This window comes from Microbacterium sp. NPDC055357, from assembly GCF_053644835.1.
In genome coordinates, this window is record NZ_JBSHLZ010000013.1 from 12684 (window position 1) to 27913 (window position 15230).

Annotated in this window: 14 protein-coding genes and 1 pseudogene; 7 read left to right on the forward strand and 8 right to left on the reverse strand. The window is 70.3% G+C overall.

Translation table 11 applies throughout. The features are described 5' to 3' along the window. Window positions 1–42 precede the first annotated feature (42 nt). Window positions 43–429: an MmcQ/YjbR family DNA-binding protein gene (locus ACWICD_RS13460; RefSeq protein WP_454140460.1), complete on the forward strand. Its 387-nt coding sequence runs from the start codon at window positions 43–45 to the stop codon at window positions 427–429. A 101-nt stretch (window positions 430–530) separates the two neighbouring features. On the opposite strand, the pseudogene ACWICD_RS13465 reads toward ACWICD_RS13460, so the two are convergent. Continuing rightward, window positions 531–1391 (reverse strand): annotated as a pseudogene (locus tag ACWICD_RS13465) (LLM class flavin-dependent oxidoreductase); the annotation flags it as partial. A gap of 102 nt (window positions 1392–1493) precedes the next feature. Here ACWICD_RS13465 and ACWICD_RS13470 point away from each other — a divergent pair. Both ACWICD_RS13470 and ACWICD_RS13475 read left to right on the forward strand, forming a co-directional pair. After that, a complete protein-coding gene (locus ACWICD_RS13470; protein WP_454140461.1) occupies window positions 1494–1892 on the forward strand; it encodes a glucose-6-phosphate dehydrogenase in 399 nt (132 codons plus the stop codon). A gap of 62 nt (window positions 1893–1954) precedes the next feature. Further along, window positions 1955–2437, forward strand: coding sequence for an SRPBCC family protein (locus ACWICD_RS13475; RefSeq protein WP_454140462.1), 483 nt, complete (start codon window positions 1955–1957; stop codon window positions 2435–2437). 218 nt (window positions 2438–2655) lie between these two features. Here ACWICD_RS13475 and ACWICD_RS13480 read toward each other — a convergent pair whose 3' ends face one another. Next, on the reverse strand, window positions 2656–3813 hold the full coding sequence (locus tag ACWICD_RS13480) for an AI-2E family transporter (protein ID WP_454140463.1): 1158 nt from the start codon (window positions 3811–3813) through the stop codon (window positions 2656–2658). 330 nt (window positions 3814–4143) lie between these two features. Between ACWICD_RS13480 and ACWICD_RS13485 the strand changes: the two genes are divergently transcribed. After that, complete coding sequence (locus ACWICD_RS13485; RefSeq protein ID WP_454140464.1) at window positions 4144–5679, forward strand: Re/Si-specific NAD(P)(+) transhydrogenase subunit alpha; 1536 nt, start codon at window positions 4144–4146, stop codon at window positions 5677–5679. Continuing rightward, complete coding sequence (gene pntB, locus ACWICD_RS13490; protein ID WP_454140465.1) at window positions 5676–7070, forward strand: Re/Si-specific NAD(P)(+) transhydrogenase subunit beta; 1395 nt, start codon at window positions 5676–5678, stop codon at window positions 7068–7070. The genes ACWICD_RS13485 and pntB overlap by 4 nt, the downstream gene beginning before the upstream one ends. Before the next feature lie 90 nt (window positions 7071–7160). Here the strand turns inward: pntB and ACWICD_RS13495 are convergent, their stop codons facing one another. The 3 genes from ACWICD_RS13495 to ACWICD_RS13505 form a co-directional block, all read right to left on the reverse strand. Beyond that, a complete protein-coding gene (locus ACWICD_RS13495) occupies window positions 7161–7517 on the reverse strand; it encodes a histone-like nucleoid-structuring protein Lsr2 (protein ID WP_376127974.1) in 357 nt (118 codons plus the stop codon). A 125-nt stretch (window positions 7518–7642) separates the two neighbouring features. Continuing rightward, window positions 7643–8503 carry a LuxR C-terminal-related transcriptional regulator gene (locus ACWICD_RS13500; RefSeq protein ID WP_454140466.1) on the reverse strand — a complete coding sequence of 287 codons (861 nt, stop codon included), beginning with the start codon at window positions 8501–8503 and terminating at the stop codon, window positions 7643–7645. Window positions 8504–8671: 168 nt separating this feature from the next. Then, entirely contained in the window at window positions 8672–9220 is a 549-nt protein-coding gene (locus tag ACWICD_RS13505; RefSeq protein ID WP_376127971.1) for a methylated-DNA--[protein]-cysteine S-methyltransferase, read from the reverse strand. Between the two features lie 161 nt (window positions 9221–9381). Between ACWICD_RS13505 and ACWICD_RS13510 the strand changes: the two genes are divergently transcribed. Both ACWICD_RS13510 and ACWICD_RS13515 read left to right on the forward strand, forming a co-directional pair. After that, the gene (locus tag ACWICD_RS13510) at window positions 9382–13104 is read left to right on the forward strand and encodes an AAA family ATPase (RefSeq protein ID WP_376127969.1); all 3723 of its coding nucleotides are present in this window, start codon (window positions 9382–9384) and stop codon (window positions 13102–13104) included. Further along, entirely contained in the window at window positions 13094–13279 is a 186-nt protein-coding gene (locus ACWICD_RS13515; protein WP_454136348.1) for a hypothetical protein, read from the forward strand. Before ACWICD_RS13510 ends, ACWICD_RS13515 begins: the two co-directional genes overlap by 11 nt. A gap of 454 nt (window positions 13280–13733) precedes the next feature. On the opposite strand, the gene mscL is transcribed toward ACWICD_RS13515, so the two are convergent. Genes mscL through ACWICD_RS13530 form a run of 3 tightly spaced genes read right to left on the reverse strand, consistent with a single transcriptional unit; the run spans window position 13734 to window position 15131 of the window. Continuing rightward, complete coding sequence (mscL, locus tag ACWICD_RS13520) at window positions 13734–14183, reverse strand: large conductance mechanosensitive channel protein MscL (protein ID WP_376131409.1); 450 nt, start codon at window positions 14181–14183, stop codon at window positions 13734–13736. Between the two features lie 33 nt (window positions 14184–14216). Beyond that, window positions 14217–14513 (reverse strand): FmdB family zinc ribbon protein, encoded by a 297-nt coding sequence (locus ACWICD_RS13525; protein WP_454140467.1) that lies wholly within the window; start codon window positions 14511–14513, stop codon window positions 14217–14219. A 21-nt stretch (window positions 14514–14534) separates the two neighbouring features. After that, on the reverse strand, window positions 14535–15131 hold the full coding sequence (locus ACWICD_RS13530; RefSeq protein ID WP_454140468.1) for a 5-formyltetrahydrofolate cyclo-ligase: 597 nt from the start codon (window positions 15129–15131) through the stop codon (window positions 14535–14537). Between the last annotated feature and the right edge of the window lie 99 nt (window positions 15132–15230).

The window sequence follows — 15230 nt, forward strand, 5'->3', positions numbered from 1 at the left end:
AGCCTGCCGAAGGGTGTCCGAGGCCAGGAGTAGGGTCGCCGCGTGGTCGATCTGGATGAACTGCGCACCGTCACGGCGCGTTTGCCGGGCGTCGAGGAGCGCGCGACGACGGGCGGGCCCGCGTGGTTCGTGCGCGGCAAGCTTTTCGCGTGGGCATGCCACCCGTGGCCGAGCATTCCCGCCGACATGCGCGAGATCATCGGGCGCGAGCTCGTCGTCGGAGTCAAAGTCGCCGATCCGGTCGACGCCCTCGCGTTGAAGGAGATGGCGCCCGATGTCTTCCTGCGCGAGACGACGCGATGGAGCGAGCCGAAGGTCGCGTTCCGCATGAGCCGCATCGACCCCGAGCACTTCGTCGAGCTCGTCACCGAGGCGTGGTACTCGCAGGCCCCGAAGTACTTGCGGCGGCAGGTGGACGAGGCGGCGTAGAGCGGCCGACCCTTCGGCAGGCTCAGGGACCGGGTGGGGGAGTGGGCGACCCTTCGGTGGGCTCAGGGGGCGGTTCGGCAGGGTCAGGGACCGGGGTGGGCCGGGGCCGAGGGTGTGGCAGACGCCCGCTCGGCGGCGACGGCGTCACGCACGACAGGGGCGACCTCGGACGAGAACCGTTCGAGCATGCCGGGGTCGTCGCTGCCGACGATGAACGTCGAGACACCGTCTTCGAGGGCGAGCGCCGCGAGCTGATCGGCGGTCTCCCGCCCCGAGATGTTGAGCAGGCGCACGACCTCGTCGGGGCGCCGGCCGGCGCTCGTCGCGGCATCGTCGATGCGAGCGTTTCCGGCGGCGAGGTCACCCGGCTTCATGTAGCCGAGAGAGGGCAGCCACCCGTCGCCGAGGCGGCCGGTGAGGCGCAGCATCCGGGGTTTGTAGGCGCCGATCCAGATCGGCACGCGGTGCGCGGGTGCGGGCCCGCGCTTGGCGCCCTTCATGGGGTAGTACTCGCCGCCGCGCACCCCGCCGCGCGTGTCGGTGTCCCACAGTTCGCGGATCACGCCGATGCCTTCGGCCAGCGCATCGACGGCCTCGCCGGGGGTCAAGCGGCGCGCGCCCATCGCCTCGATCGCATCCCAGAATCCGCCGGCGCCGAGACCGAGTGCGAACCGACCGCCCGAGAGCAGATCGAGGGATGCCGCGGCTCGCGCCGTGACCGGCGCCGGTCGCATCGGCAGGTTCAGCACGTTCGGCGCGAGGTGGATCGTCGAGGTCGAAGCGGCGACGTAGGACAGCAGCGTCCACGTGTCGAGGAACGCCGGCTGATACGGGTGGTCCTGGAACGTGACGAGGTCGAAGCCGAGATGCTCGCTCATCTGCGCGAGCTGCACGGGACGCTGCGGATCGCCCGCGACAGGGGTGAGGAACGTGCCGAAGCGGATCGGATGCCCATAGTCCATACAGGGCGCAACATCGCATGCGCGCGAATGCTTCCGCGGGGGCGGCCCGCGAGGTCGTCGCCGTCGCGTAACGTTGATGGCGGGGAAAGCGAGGCTCACCGCATGAAGGTTGCCGCATCAGCGGACTGGCGACAGTCCATTCCATTCGAGACGCCGATGCTGGTCGCCGATCTCGTGCCCGGCGAGCCGACGCGCTGCTTCACCTGCGGCATGTCGTCGGAGCCCCGTGAGCGCACCGAGCTGTGGGCGTTCAAGCACCGGCATCCACGTCATCACGACGGTTTCGTGCGCTTCTACTGCCAGCCGCATGCTCCCGTCGTCGCCCGCCCGGAGCCTGTCGCTGCGCCGGCTCGCGCCCGTGCGGCATCCCGACCCGAGCGCACCAGCGCACCGCGCCGCACCCCCGCGGCGGACCCGAAGCCGCGCGCGATGTGCCCGTCGTGCTTCGTCGAGGTGTCGGCGAAGGGCGAGTGCGGCATGTGCGGCGCGTCGGTCGTATAGCCCACATGGCGCGCGGGGAAAACCCCGTGCGTCCGCGCCGTGCCGGGTGACAGAGTCGAACCATGTCGACCAACGTCCGGATGCTGCGCTGTGAACCCGAGCACGTCTTCGACGTGCTCTCGAACGGATGGCTCTACCCCTCGTGGGTCGTCGGCGCCTCGCGCATGCGCGACGTCGACGCGACGTGGCCGCAACCCGGCGCTGAGTTGCATCACTCGTTCGGGGTGTGGCCCGCGCTCATCGACGACACAACCGTGAGCCTCGAGTGGGACCCTCCGCGGCGCGCCGTGCTGCGGGCACGCGGCTGGCCGCTGGGCGAAGCCCGCGTCGTGATCGACGTGAAGGCGCACTCCGCCGGGCGGTGCCTCGTGCGCATGCACGAGGAGGCCGTCTCGGGCCCCGGGCGCTTCGTGCCGGCGCCCGTGCTCGATGTGCCGCTGTACTGGCGCAACCGCGAAACCCTGCACCGCCTCGCCTACCTCGCCGAGGGTCGCGCGATCACGGCCGAGCCCTCGACCGCCGAGCGCGAGGGCACGCAGGACTGAGGCCGGGCGGGCTGGGGCCAGCGGGGTGGAGCCGGGCGGGGTGGGCCAGCGGAGGCGTTGGGTGCGCGGCATCCCTTCGTTTGCCTCACTTTGCTGGCCGAGCGGTGCTCTTTGAGCACTTTGAGGCAAGTGAACTCGGGGGTGGCTGGTTCAGTTGACTCACTTTGCTGCGCGTGGTCAGCGCGCAGCGCAGTTCGAGGCAAATAAACCAAGCGAGGTCAGGCTTGCAACGGATGCTTCGGGCGAGCCCAGCGCGCCGGAAGGTCGGGGCCATCCCACACCTGCACGACGCCCCAGACGGCCGCGGCGATCGGCACGGCGAGCACGGCCCCCACGATGCCGCCCAGCGCGGTGCCGACGGTCAAGGCGACCAAGATCACGAAGGCGTGCAGCTTCATCGACCGGCCCATGAGCACCGGCTGCAGGAAGTTGCCCTCGAGCTGGTTCACGAGCACGACGACACCGACGACGAAGAGGGCGTTCACCCAGTCGTTCGCAACGAGGGCGACGAGGGCCGCGAGGATGCCGGCGAGCGTGGCTCCGACGATCGGGATGAACGCGAGCAAAAAGACCAGCACGGCCAGCGGGATCGCCAGCGGCACTTGCAAGATGAGCAAACCGATCAGGATGCCGATGGCATCGACGGCCGCGACGGTCGCTGTTCCTCGCACGTAAGACCCGAGCACCGACACCGTCTTGTCGCCGATGCGGCGGGCGCGGGCGTAGTTCGCGCCGCGGAAGGGGCGCAGCAGGAACTCCCACATGCGCGGACCGTCCTTCAGGAAGAAGAACAGGATCACGACCATCAGCACGAGGCCCGTGACGAAGCTCGCGACGGCGCCGATGCCGGCGATCGCGCCCGATCCGAACTGCGCGCTCGTGACGAAGTCGCCGAGAGCGGCGAGCCACTCATCGATCTGGTCGGCGGAGAGGAAATCGAACGGCAAGGTGTTGATCCAGGCGAGCAGGCTCTGGACGCCGTCTTCCGCTTGCGCGTAGAGCTCGTCCCACTGGTCGCGCACGGCCCAGACGATGAGCCAGCCGAGGAGTGTCAGGATCACGACGATCGCCAGCAGGGTCAGCACCGTCGCGAGCAGCGGAGGGAAGCCGCGTCGCCGCATGAGCCGCATGACGGGCGAGAACGCCGAGGCGAGGATGAGCGCGATCACGAGGGGGATGGTCACGAGCGTCAGCGTCTGGATGACGAAGATGATGCCGGCGGCGACCGCGACGACGAGGATCACCTGCAGCGCCCGGATCGCGAGCTTGCCAAAGCCGTCGGCCCACAGGCTCCACGGCTGGCGTGTGGCCTCGAGCTCGATCGATGCATCCTCGAGGCGGATGGTTCGTGGTTCTCTGCGGAAGAACAGTCCCATACCGAGACGGTACGCGCTGAAGGCTCGGCACGGAAACACTCCGCCCAGATGAGGCTTGGGGTTGCGCGGATCGACGCTCTGCTCTAGGCCGTGTCAGATCGGGACTCGGTTATCTCAGATCGGGAGATCGGGAGATCTGGTGAGGACAGGCGGATCTGCCGCAGGATGCCCCGTCCGGCCGGAACTCCTGATCTCGCGGTGCGTCCCCGCCGGCGCCGCGAGAATGTTACGTCCTTTCGAGGCGTCGATGTGCGTTCTGGTCATGATGACCATTAGAGTCTGGAAATGTGCTGCCTTTCCGGCGTGCACACGTGAGCGAAGGAGCTGTGCATGTCTCGTATCGGCATAGTCGCCGAGCGTCCGGGGGAAGCCCGGGTCGCCGCGACGCCGGCGACGGTGGTGAAGCTGCGCCAATTGGGTTACGACGTTTCGGTCGAATCGGGGGCGGGAACCGCGTCGTCGTTCCCGGATTCCGCGTTCGCCGAGGCCGGCGCCGACGTCGTCGACGCGGCGGCGGCGTGGGCCGCGCCCATCGTCTTGAAGGTCGACGCGCCGACCGATGAGGAGATCGGTCGGCTCTCTGACGGCGCGACGATCGTGGGTCTGCTGAGTCCGGCGCTGCGGCCGGAGCTGCGGGCTGCGCTCGCGGTGCGCGGGATCACGGCGATCGCGATGGACGCCGTGCCGCGCATCTCGCGGGCCCAGTCGATGGATGTGCTGTCCTCGATGGCGAACATCGCCGGCTACCGGGCCGTTGTCGAGGCGGCGAACGAGTTCGGCCGGTTCTTCACGGGGCAGGTGACGGCGGCGGGCAAGGTGCCTCCGGCCAAGGTGCTTGTGGCCGGGGCCGGTGTCGCGGGGTTGGCGGCCGTGGGTGCGGCATCCAGTCTCGGTGCGATCGTGCGCGCGACCGACCCGCGTCCGGAGGTCGCCGACCAGGTCAAGTCGATCGGCGGGGAGTACCTCAAGGTCGAGGTCGCGGTCGAGCAGTCCACCGACGGCTATGCGAAAGCGACGAGCGAGGCGTACGACCGGCGTGCGGCGGAGATGTACTCCGAGCAGGCGGCCGATGTCGACATCATCATCACGACGGCGCAGATCCCGGGGCGCGCCGCGCCGCGTCTGATCACGGCGGCCGATGTCGCGACGATGAAGCCGGGCTCGGTCATCGTCGACATGGCGGCATCGTCGGGCGGCAATGTCGAGGGCTCGGTCGCGGGGGAGCGGGTCGTCACCGCCAACGGCGTGATCATCCTCGGATACACCGACCTCGCGGGTCGGCTCGCCGCTCAGGCGTCGCAGCTGTACGGCACGAACCTCGTGAACCTGCTGACGCTGCTCACTCCGGGCAAGGACGGTCAGCTCACGCTGGATTTCGAGGACATCGTGCAGCGGTCGGTGACCGTGGTGCGCGACGGTGTCGAGACGTGGCCGCCGCCGCCGGTGCAGGTCTCCGCCGCGCCGCCGGCTGCGAAGCCCGCCGCCGTGGTCGCGCCCGTGGCGGGACCCGCGCGCAAGGCCCCGAAGATCATCGGGTTCGCCGCTGCGGCTGTGCTGCTGTTCCTCGCCGCCGCTTTCGCGCCGCAGCCGCTGCCGCAGCACCTGACGGTGTTCGCCCTCGCGGTCGTCGTCGGTTTCTATGTGATCGGCAAGGTCGCGCACGCGCTGCACACCCCGCTCATGAGTGTCACGAACGCGATCTCGGGCATCATCATCGTCGGCGCGATGCTGCAGCTGACCACGGATGACCTGGTCGTGCAGATCCTCGCCGGCGTGGGCGTGCTGGTGGCCAGCATCAACATCTTCGGCGGGTTCGCCGTGACCAGACGCATGCTGCGCATGTTCTCGAAGGGGGACGCCCGATGAACCCGGAAGCGATCGCCACCGCCGCGTATCTCGTCGCGGCGCTGCTGTTCATCCTGAGCCTCGCGGGGCTGTCCAAGCACGAGACGTCCCGCGCGGGAGTGTCCTACGGCATCGTCGGCATGACCATCGCGCTCGTCGCGACGATCTGGCTGATGTCGCAGTCGCCCAGCGAGGGGATGATGACGGGCCTCGTCATCATGCTCATCGCGATCGTCATCGGCGCCGCGATCGGCCTGTGGCGGGCACGCGTGGTCGAGATGACCGGCATGCCCGAGCTCATCGCGCTGCTGCATTCGTTCGTCGGTGCCGCCGCCGTGCTCGTCGGCTGGAACGGCGCACTGTATGACGGGGGCCTCACCGGGGCGCTGCGCGACATCCACCACGCCGAGGTGTTCATCGGGGTGTTCATCGGTGGCATCACCTTCACCGGGTCGATCGTCGCGTTCCTGAAGCTGTCGGGCCGCATCTCGTCGAAGCCGCTCGTGCTGCCGGGCAAGAACATCCTCAACCTCGGCGCTCTCGTCGTCTTCGCCGGGCTGACCGTCTGGTACGTCATCTCGCCCGAGATGTGGATGCTCGTCGTCGTCACGATCCTCGCCCTCGCCCTGGGCTGGCACCTGGTCGCCTCGATCGGCGGCGGCGACATGCCCGTGGTCGTGTCGATGCTCAACAGCTACTCCGGCTGGGCGGCGGCCGCGGCGGGCTTCCTGCTCAACAACGACCTGCTCATCGTCACCGGTGCGCTCGTCGGATCCTCGGGTGCCTACCTCAGCTACATCATGTGCAAGGCGATGAACCGGTCGTTCTTCTCGGTCATCGCCGGCGGTTTCGGTATCGAGGCGCCCAGCTCGGGCGACGAGGACCACGGCGAGCACCGCGAGATCGACGCGGCGTCGGTCGCGGACATGCTCGCGGGGGCGTCGTCGGTGGTCATCGTGCCCGGCTACGGCATGGCCGTCGCGCAGGCGCAGTACCCCGTCGCCGACCTCGCCCATCGCCTGCGCGAACGCGGTGTCGACGTGAAGTTCGGCATCCACCCCGTCGCGGGACGCCTGCCCGGGCACATGAACGTGCTCCTGGCCGAAGCGAAGGTGCCGTACGACATCGTCCTCGAGATGGACGAGATCAACGACGACCTCGCGCGCACCGACGTCGTGCTCGTGATCGGCGCGAACGACACCGTCAACCCCGCCGCCGCCGAGGACCCGGGTTCACCGATCGCCGGCATGCCCGTCGTGCGCGCGTGGGAGGCCGAGAACGTCATCGTGTTCAAGCGATCGATGGCGTCGGGTTACGCCGGCGTGCAGAACCCGCTGTTCTTCCGCGAGAACGCGCAGATGCTCTTCGGTGACGCGAAGGACCGCGTGGAGGACATCCTCCGCGACTTCTGACCGCGCCGGGGTGTCGACAACTCCGGACAAAAGCGACTCCCGACGGCGTGAAGCCGTCGGGAGTCGCTGTCTTCCGGAGTTGTCGACGGGTCAGTGGGCCGCCTCGTAGGCCTCGATGACCGACGCCGGAACTCGGCCACGATCCGAGATCCGGAATCCGTTGTCTTTCGCCCAGGCGCGGATGCCGCTGTAATCGCTCTGCCCCGAGCGGCGGCGCGTGCGGGTGGCGTTGCCGCCCGTGGTCGTCGTGCCCCGCGAAGCGGAGATGCGGCGGCCGGCCGCCACGAAACGCTCGAGGGAATCGCGCAGGGACCGTGCGTTCTCGGCGCTCACGTCGATCTCATACGCGACGCCGTCGAGCGAGAAGAGCACCGTTTCACCTTCACCCACTTCGAGGACGGTGCCGTCCAGATCGTCGACGAGTTGATGCACAATTCTGCGAGCCATGGAAGCACAATACGCCTATATCGCTCCCGTGACTATTCGATTATTTCGACACCACAATTCAGGTGATAGTCATTCCCTCGATCCGCAGAACGAAATGCGCATTTCTGATGCGCGGCATCTGCTGCTCAAGGAAGAATTCCCGCGCGTCGCGCCTTCACGACCGCGGCGTGCCGACTCGAGACATCGAGTTTCGCCATCGCCGATTGCAGATACGACTTGACGGTGACTTCTTTGAGGCCGAGGATGACGGCGATCTCGGCATTGCGCGAACCCACCGCGGCGCACGCGAGAACGTCGGTCTCACGGCGCGAGAGTCGCACGTCCGGTTCAGCCGGGGTGTCCGCGGTCTCGGCCGACAGGGCGGCCAGGCGCCGCTCGACGTGCTCGAGCCGCCCGCGCAGCGCCGAGTCGCTCACCGACGAGGCGATCGTGCGCAGCTCGACATAGCTCTGCCGCAGCTCTTCTCTCGCCGAGCCGCTCAGCGACCCCGCCGACGTCGGAGGCATGGCCGCGGCGAGGCGGCGCTCGACCTCGTCGCGCACGCGCAGCTCGGTGGCGAGGTCGCTCGCGATGTCGAATGCGGGACCGGTGACGACATCGCCCACGGGGGACTCGGACCACGACCCGCAATACAGCACGCCGCGGGCGCGACCGCCGACGAGCACGGGGACCGCGAAGAGCGTCGCGATCCCCTCACCGAGCACAGCCCGGTCGTAGTCGTGCGTGATGACGCGCGACGACCGGTAGTCCAGGGCGAGCCGCGGGCGCCGCTCGACGAGGGCGCGACCGCCGAGACCCCGACCGGCCTGCACGACGAGGCCCTCGAGGTGGCGCGTGCGCGCTCCCGCGATCGCGGAGATGTGCACGGCGCCGTCGCGCTCGAAACCACCGAACGCGACCGGGAACCGGGTGCGCCGGGTCAATTGGTCGACGGCGCGTGCGACGAGCTGCGCATCGACCTCGAGGGTCGTCGGAGCTGCTCCCACCGCCTACCTGCTTCCGGGTGCGGCGACGCCGCCGCTTTCGTAGCGACGACGATACCACCGGGCCGATGCCGCCTCCCGGCCCCGAACCCGCCCACATCCTGCGCCCCCGAGAGACGCAGCCGGGGTGCAGCCGGGGTGCAGCCGAGGCGCAGCCGGGGCGCGAACGGCCTACACGCTCGCGCCCCGGCTGCCGGTGCGGCCGGCGAGTGCCGCGTGCTCCATGTCGATGAGGTACCTCTTGAGGGCGGGGTGGCGCCCGTACTGACCGAGCGAACCGTCGGCGCGCACGACGCGGTGCGCGGGCACGACGATCGAGAACGGCGTCGTCGCGCACGCCGTTCCGACCGCGCGCGCGGCCCCGGGGCGCCCGGCCATGATGGCGACTTCTCCGTAGCTGGCCGTCTCGCCGTAGGGGACCTCGCAGGCCGCCTCGAGCGCGTCGCGCCGGAATCCGCGCACGAGCCGCCACTCGAGGTCGACGGTGAACTGGCGGCGCTCGCCCGCGAAGTACTCGTCGAGCTGCGCGGCGGCCGTCACCGCGGCATCCGTCGTCTCGGGCTCGGGAACCGCGCCCAGTCGTCGCGACAGCTGCTCGAGCTCGACGCCGAGAGGCGCGTCGAAGGGCGCGAGCGACACGATGCGCTCGCCCTCGGCCACGATGAGGATGTCGCCGACGGGAGAGGGATGGACGAGGAAGCGCGGCGTCGGAGCGGTCATGGGGACCATCCTGACGCGCCCGAGCGTGCCGCGGCGCGGGAAGCGACGAGCGGGGGAATGCGGATCGTCGATGCACGATGGGGAGGAACGGGTGCTCCTAATACCGTGAAACCCGGCGCGGATGCAAGCACCGCGGGCAGGGGGCACCTAATGTGGCTGTCGTGTGGCGATCGAATGGCAACACCGTGATCGGTGACGAGGACTCGGAGGGCGCGACGGTGACTCCGGCAGACCTCGGGCTGTCCGATCCCGGCGTCGAGGTGGCGCACATCGCCGACCCCGAACGCGAGCGACTGCGCCGCGAAGCCGCCCAGCTCGGCGGACGCTCCACGCTGCTGCACTACACGGACCGGGACGACGCCGGCATCGAGATCACGCAGGCCCACCCGAGCAGCCTCCCGCAGTTCCTGACCGGCCGGTCGACGCTGCTGTCCAACCTCTTCCGCGACGAGGTCGCGCTGCGCAATGCGCGCCTGGCCGCCGAGCGCATCACCGCCAAGAGCGTCGAGCTGCGCACGACCCGCGGGCTCGACACCGTGCACCTCGCCGTCGGTCTCGCATCGTGGCGCATCGCCGGCCTCGTCTGCACCGCCCCCGTGCTGCTGCGTCCCCTCGCGATCCGGCGCCACCAGGCGGACTTCGAGGTCAAGCTGCACGGCCCCATCACGCTGAACCCCGAGCTCGCCCGCGCCCTGCGCACGCACTTCGGCATCGAGATCGACGCCACCGCGCTCGCCGCGCTCGCCTACGACGAGGGCGTCTTCAAGCCGCAGCCGGTCATCGACCACCTGCGCGCCATCACGCGCGACATCGCCTCGTTCACGGTGCATCCGCGGCTCGTCGTGTCGAGCTTCGGCGACGTGGGCGCGGCGATGGCGACGGATGCTGCGAACCTCGACCACCCCGTACTGAATGCGCTCGCCGGTCACCCGGGCGATCGCGAGCGGCTCGCGACGCGCGTCACCGTGCCGACGCGGACGAACCCCGATGAGCGACCCCCGGCATCCGACACGCTGCTGCTCGATGCCGACGCCGAGCAGGAGCGCGTGCTCGAGAAGATCGCGGCGGGGCAGTCGCTCGTCGTGCACACGCTGCCCGGCACGGGCGGCACGCAGACCGTCATCAACGCCGTCGGCCAGCTCGTGAAAGACGGCAAGCGCGTGCTCGTCGTGAGCGCTCGCCGCTCGACGCTCGAGGGCGTGCGTCACCGCCTCAGCGGCGTCGGGCTGCCCGGGCTCGCCGTGTCGCCGCGGCACGTGCAGCGCGACCTCATCCGCGCGATCGGCCGCAACGAGAAGGCCGAGCCGCCCAAGGTGTCCGACATCGACGACGCGCTCGTGCGGCTGCGCGGCGTGCTGCGCGACTATCGCGGCGCCGTCACGTCGCAGCATCCGACTCTTTCGGTGTCGGTCCTCGACATCCTGCGCACCCTCGCCGAGCTCACGGCGCGCGAACCCGCGCCGGCGACGACGGCGCGCTTCGACATCGGAGCCCTGCAGCGGCTCGCTCCCGTGCGCGCCGAGGCCGCCGCGAAGCTCGCCGCCGCCGCGCGGCTGGGCGAATTCCGCTTCGGACCCGACGACTCGCCCTGGTACGGCGTCTCGTTCGAGACGACCGAGGAAGCCCGCAACGCCCACGGGCTCGCGTCGCGCCTGCACCGGCAGGACCTGCCCGCACTGCTCGAGCGCGGCTACGAGCTCATCGCGCAGACGCGGATGCGCCCCTTCCGCACGATCGCCGAGCTCGGCGTCTATCTGCGACTGCTGCAGGGGATCCGCGATTCGCTCGACCGGTTCAGCCTGACGGTGTTCGAGCGTCCGCTGGGCGAACTGATCCAGGCGCACGGGCCGCGGCGCGACGCCCCCACCATGACGGGGGCGAACCGGCGACGCCTGCGCCGGCTGTCGAAGGAGTACATCCGTCCGGGCGTGCACATCGCGGACATGCACGAGGCGCTCCTGCGCATCCAGCAGCAGCGCACCGAGTGGCAGCGGCTCGTCGAAGCGGGCGTCGCGCCCGAAGTGCCGCTGGGCCTCGGCGACGTGCAGGTCGCATGGCAGCGCGTCGACGCCGAACTGGCCGAGCTCGATCGCACGCTGGGCCGCTCCGAAGCGGACCGCCTGGCGACCCTGCCCGTCGCCGAGCTCGTGCGCACCGTCGCCGGCCTGGCCGCCGAGTCCGACGTCTTCGACAACCTCGTCGAGCGCGCGACGCTGCGCACCGAGCTGTCGCAGCTCGGTCTCGAGCCGCTCCTGTCCGAACTGTCGGTGCGCCACGTGCCCGAAGACCTCGTCGGACCCGAGCTCGAGTACGCGTGGTGGCAGTCGGCGCTCGAGCACCTGCTGCGCAACGACCGCGGCCTGCTCGGGGCGAACACGGCCGTCGTCGACCGGCTGGAGCGCGACTTCCGGCTCGTCGACGAAGCGCATGCCGCGGCATCCGGTCCGCTGCTGGCCGCGCAGCTCGCGACGCAGTGGCGCATCGGGATCGTCGATGAAGCCGGCGAGGCGACGGCGCTCAAGCGTCTGCTGAAGGACGGCAAGGCGACCCCGTCGCAGCTCTTCGCGGCCGCTCCGACCCTGCTGCGCACCCTCGCGCCCGTCTGGCTCTCGTCGCCCTACGACGTGCCCTCGATCCCCGACGCGTTCGGCTTCGACGTCGTCATCATCGCGGATGCCGGTGCGCTCTGCGTCGCCGAAGCGGCACCGGCGCTGCGCCGCGCACGGCAGGTCGTCGTGTTCGGCGACCCCGTGACGCAGAAGCCCACGCCGTTCGGCGTCGCCGCGGTCGTCGGGCCGCCCGCCGACGACGAACCCGAGGTTCCCTTCGACGACACGAGCCTGTTCGAGCGCTTCGCCGACATCGTGCCCGTCGAGACCCTCACCCGCAGCTACCGCGCCGGCGGAGAAGACCTCGCCGAGCTCGTCAACGCAGCGTTCTACGGCGGCGAGATCGTGTCGTACCCGTGGGCCGGGTCGTATCTCGGTCGCGGCAGCTTGAGCGTCGACTACGTCGAAGGCGGCACGGGCGCGCCCGATCCCGTGAGCGGCGCCGTCGAGAGCCCCGACGCCGAGGTCGCGCGCGTCGTCACCCTCGTCGTCGAGCACGCCGTCAACCGCGGCAGCGAGTCGCTCATGGTCGTGACCGCCAGCGCCAAGCACGCCGAGCGGGTGCGCGCCGCGGTCGAACGGGCCTTCGCGGGACGCTCCGACGTCGCCGACTTCGTCTCGCGCGACACCGCCGAGCCGTTCGCCGTGCTGACCCTCGAGGAATCGGTGGCCGAGAGCCGCGACCGCGTCGTCTTCTCGCTCGGGTTCGGGCTCACCAAGCACGGCCGCGTGCTCAGCGACTTCGGCGACCTGTCGACCCCCGACGGCGAGCGCCTGCTCACGGTCGGCATGACCCGCGCGCGCCGCTCGATGGTGATCGTGTCGTCGATCCGGCCCTCGTCCTTCGACGACGGACGGCTCGAGCACGGCGCCGCGACGCTGATGGGGATCCTCGGGGGGATCGCCGCGCGCTCGCGCGACGCCCGCCTCGAAGACCTCGCCGACCCGCTCACCCTCGCGCTCGCCCGCGAGCTGCGCAGCCTCGGGGTCGCCGTCGACGTGCACTACCGCGGCACGCTGCCGCTCGTCGCGCAGTTCAAGGGCAAGGCGGTCGTCGCCGAGAGCGACCCCGAGACGATCGGCGAGTCGCTGCGCGAAGCGCTGCGCCTGCGACCCCAGATCCTGCGGCGCCTGGGCTGGCACTACGTGCGCGTGCACTCGTTCGACCTGTACAGCGACCCGCGCGCCGTCGCGACCCGCATCGCCGAACTGCTCGGCGTGGGGCCCGAAGCGCCGCGGGCAGAGCAGCAGACGCAGCCCATCGATGTCGACTGACGACGACCGGCAGAAGCTCGTGCGGGTGCCCGGTTCTCGCCGGGTGAGGCTCACGCCCGTCGCCGGGGCCACGGACGAACCCCTGGCGGAGGACGAACCGGATGCCGCGGCATCCGGTTCGTCGTCAGGCCCGAACGACGAGCGCATGCGCCAGGACGTCCCCCCGCACTACTGACGCGACGCGTGGCCGCGCGGGGGCGCGCGGGGGCGCGCGGCGCGGCGGCGCGGCGGCGCGGCGGCGCGGCTCCGGCTTCGCCGTGCGTTGACTTGCGCCTTGTGCGGGGGACACGCCGGGTGCGGCGCGCATTAGCCGCAAGTCGATGATGGGCGGGGCGCGCTGCGGCGCGGCGGCGTGGCGGCGCGGCTCCGGCTTCGCCGTGCGTTGACTTGCGCCTTGTGCGGGGGACACGCCGGGTGCGGCGCGCATTAGCCGCAAGTCGACGATGGGCGGGGCGCGCTGCGGCGGGGCGGCAGGGCGCCGGGGCGCCGTCCGCGTGAGTTGACTTGCGGCTTGTGCGGGGGACACGCCGGGGGCGACGCGCATTAGGCGCAAGTCGACAGAGGGGGCGCGACCTCAACGCGGGCGCGACCTCAACGCAGGCGCGCCCTCAACGGGCGCGCCCGCGGGGTCAGGGACGCGGGGCGTCGCCGGCGGGAGGGGTCGACGAGACCTGGACGCCGGTCTGGCGCTCGAGAAGGTCGCGGATCTGGATGAGGAGCTCGGTCTCGGTGGGTGCGGGCGGCTCTTCGACGACGCCGGCCTTGGCCGCCTGGATCTCTTTCCACTTGTTCATCGGGAAGACGAACACGAAGTAGACGACGATCGCGACCGCGAGGAAGCTGATGAGCGCATTGATCAGGCCGCCGACCGGGAACGTGACGGTGCCGCCGTAGAGGTCGGGCACGGGGAATCCGATCGCGCCGTCCTCCTGCGGCTTCCAGAAGATCGAGATGAGCGGCGTGATGATGCTGTCGACGATCGCGGTGACGACCGCGGTGAACGCCGCTCCGATGACGACGGCGACGGCAAGGTCGATGACATTGCCCCGCATGATGAAGTCTTTGAAGCCCTTGATCACAGGGTCCCCCTTGGTGTCGCCGACTTCCGCCGGTTATGAACCCGTCGATGCGGGGGAGGATTTCGCCTCCGGCTTCGATGATGCCGAAGACGACGACGCGGTGCCAGAAGACGAGCCGGAGTCACCGGAATTGCCCGACGAGCTTCCGCCGCCGGCCCGCGAGTCGGTGCGGTAGAAACCGGAGCCGTTGAAGGTCACGCCGATCGAGCCGTACTCCTTGCGCAGCGCGCCGCCGCACTCGGGGCATTCGGTGAGCGTGGGGTCGGCGAAGGACTGGACGGCGTCGAAGCGGTGGCTGCACTGCTTGCAGGCATAAGCGTAGGTCGGCATGGGCTGCTCTCGGGTGGGATCTCAGCGTCGCTCGGGCGACAGGGTCAGGGTACGGGTGGGCGTCACGATGCCGGAGACGGGTTGGTCCAGCTCGTCGAAGGGAACCTCGTCGAGCACTTCGGAGTCGTACACGACGGCGTAGACGGGAGGACGCCGCTCCATCGAGCCGAGCGTCTTGTCGAAGTATCCGCGGCCCCAGCCCAGCCGCATCCCGTCGCGGGCGACCGCCGCGGCCGGGATGATCATGAGGTCGACGTCGTTGACGGCGATCGGCCCCAGCACTTCGCCGACCGGCTCCGGCATGCCGAACAGCCCCTCGGCGATGTCGCCGTCAGCCGCGGCGACCGACCAGTCGAGCAGGCCATCGGCGCGCGTGATGGGCAGCAGAACCCGGATGCCGCGGGCCACAGCCGCGTCGACGAACTCACGGGTTCCCGGCTCGGTCGTCGTCGACAGGAAGCACGACAGGCTCGTGGCGCCGAGCTCGGCCACGAGGGCGTCGAGCTGTTCGCTGATGCCCTTCGCCGCGGCATCCCGTGCACCGTCCGAGAGCAGTTGGCGGCGCTCGCGCAAGTCGGCGCGCAGAGCGCGCTTCGCGTCGACGAGGTCGGGGGCCATGCCCAGAGTCTAATCGCGGTGTGTCGTGCACCGGCCGGAGCCGTATGACGCCCAGTTCGGAGGTGCATACTCTGCTCGGTTTGTCGGACGACCCCTCGC

Coding starts and splice junctions, on each gene's coding strand:
- ACWICD_RS13485 (WP_454140464.1), top strand. CDS start 4,144: ATGTCTCGTATCGGCATAGTCGCCGAGCGTCCGGGGGAAGCCCGGGTC.
- ACWICD_RS13480 (WP_454140463.1), bottom strand. CDS start 3,813: ATGGGACTGTTCTTCCGCAGAGAACCACGAACCATCCGCCTCGAGGAT.
- ACWICD_RS13505 (WP_376127971.1), bottom strand. CDS start 9,220: ATGACCGCTCCGACGCCGCGCTTCCTCGTCCATCCCTCTCCCGTCGGC.
- ACWICD_RS13515 (WP_454136348.1), top strand. CDS start 13,094: ATGTCGACTGACGACGACCGGCAGAAGCTCGTGCGGGTGCCCGGTTCT.
- ACWICD_RS13495 (WP_376127974.1), bottom strand. CDS start 7,517: ATGGCTCGCAGAATTGTGCATCAACTCGTCGACGATCTGGACGGCACC.
- ACWICD_RS13530 (WP_454140468.1), bottom strand. CDS start 15,131: ATGGCCCCCGACCTCGTCGACGCGAAGCGCGCTCTGCGCGCCGACTTG.
- pntB (WP_454140465.1), top strand. CDS start 5,676: ATGAACCCGGAAGCGATCGCCACCGCCGCGTATCTCGTCGCGGCGCTG.
- ACWICD_RS13470 (WP_454140461.1), top strand. CDS start 1,494: ATGAAGGTTGCCGCATCAGCGGACTGGCGACAGTCCATTCCATTCGAG.
- ACWICD_RS13525 (WP_454140467.1), bottom strand. CDS start 14,513: ATGCCGACCTACGCTTATGCCTGCAAGCAGTGCAGCCACCGCTTCGAC.
- ACWICD_RS13475 (WP_454140462.1), top strand. CDS start 1,955: ATGTCGACCAACGTCCGGATGCTGCGCTGTGAACCCGAGCACGTCTTC.